Origin of the sequence: Vibrio sp. 1727, from assembly GCF_033344415.1 — a bacterium.
Taxonomy (GTDB): Bacteria; Pseudomonadota; Gammaproteobacteria; order Enterobacterales; family Vibrionaceae; genus Vibrio; species Vibrio alginolyticus.
Genome location: NZ_JAWPOT010000290.1, coordinates 1 through 686 on the forward strand (window position 1 = coordinate 1; position 686 = coordinate 686).

Here is a 686-nt window from a genome sequence, read left to right on the forward strand (position 1 = left end):
GGTTTGGTGGTGGTGGTGGTACGTGGATACACGCCCCAAAATACGGCACCAACAAAAATTCCGTCACCGTGTTGGCATCTCCCTCAAGAGGAATCACGAAGCCAGGGATTTTGACCTGACTGCCATTGAGTTCTGGTCTGACGTTACCGATTTTTGATTGCTGCGCCGCGCCACCACTGTGATCAGACGCGGGCATCCCCACGCTGTCGAACAGCTTACGTTCCGCTTCAGGAACCAGATCGATCCAGTCGAGCGTTAATGGCTCATCACTCGCCATGACCGGCGTCGTAAATGCAATCGCGAGTAAGCAACTGGCTAAAACTTTTTTCCACATCGTTAGATCCTTATGGTCATTCCGTCACTGAGTGACTGTCTGTAGGCGCGGAATGCTGGAATAAAACCAATCACAATACCGGCGCATTGTACAAAGCTAAGCAGCATCCATTCGTACGCAGAAAGCGTGCTTAACGTGAGATTTATACCGTAGTGTTGTTGAATTAGGGGCTGAAGTAGGGCGAGTATCGCATACAGTCCCAAAACGCCAGTGACGATACCTGCTGCTGTGAGTAAACTCGCTTCACTAATGAGCAGAGAAAAAACGTGGCGCGGGCGTGCGCCCATAGCGCGTAAAATGGCCATTTCTCGACGTCGTTCTTGTAAGCTGGTCAGTAGGCTGCTTAACATGC

Annotated in this window: 2 protein-coding genes; both read right to left on the reverse strand. The window is 50.9% G+C overall.

Annotated elements, in window-relative coordinates; genetic code table 11:
- On the reverse strand, nucleotides 1-334 hold a 334-nt coding region (locus R8O10_RS25300), incomplete at its 3' end, for a DUF3299 domain-containing protein (protein ID WP_318191967.1).
- A 2-nt stretch (nucleotides 335-336) separates the two neighbouring features.
- Nucleotides 337-686, reverse strand: a 350-nt coding sequence (locus R8O10_RS25305) for an FtsX-like permease family protein (RefSeq protein ID WP_031831285.1), incomplete at its 5' end; no start/stop codon positions are given.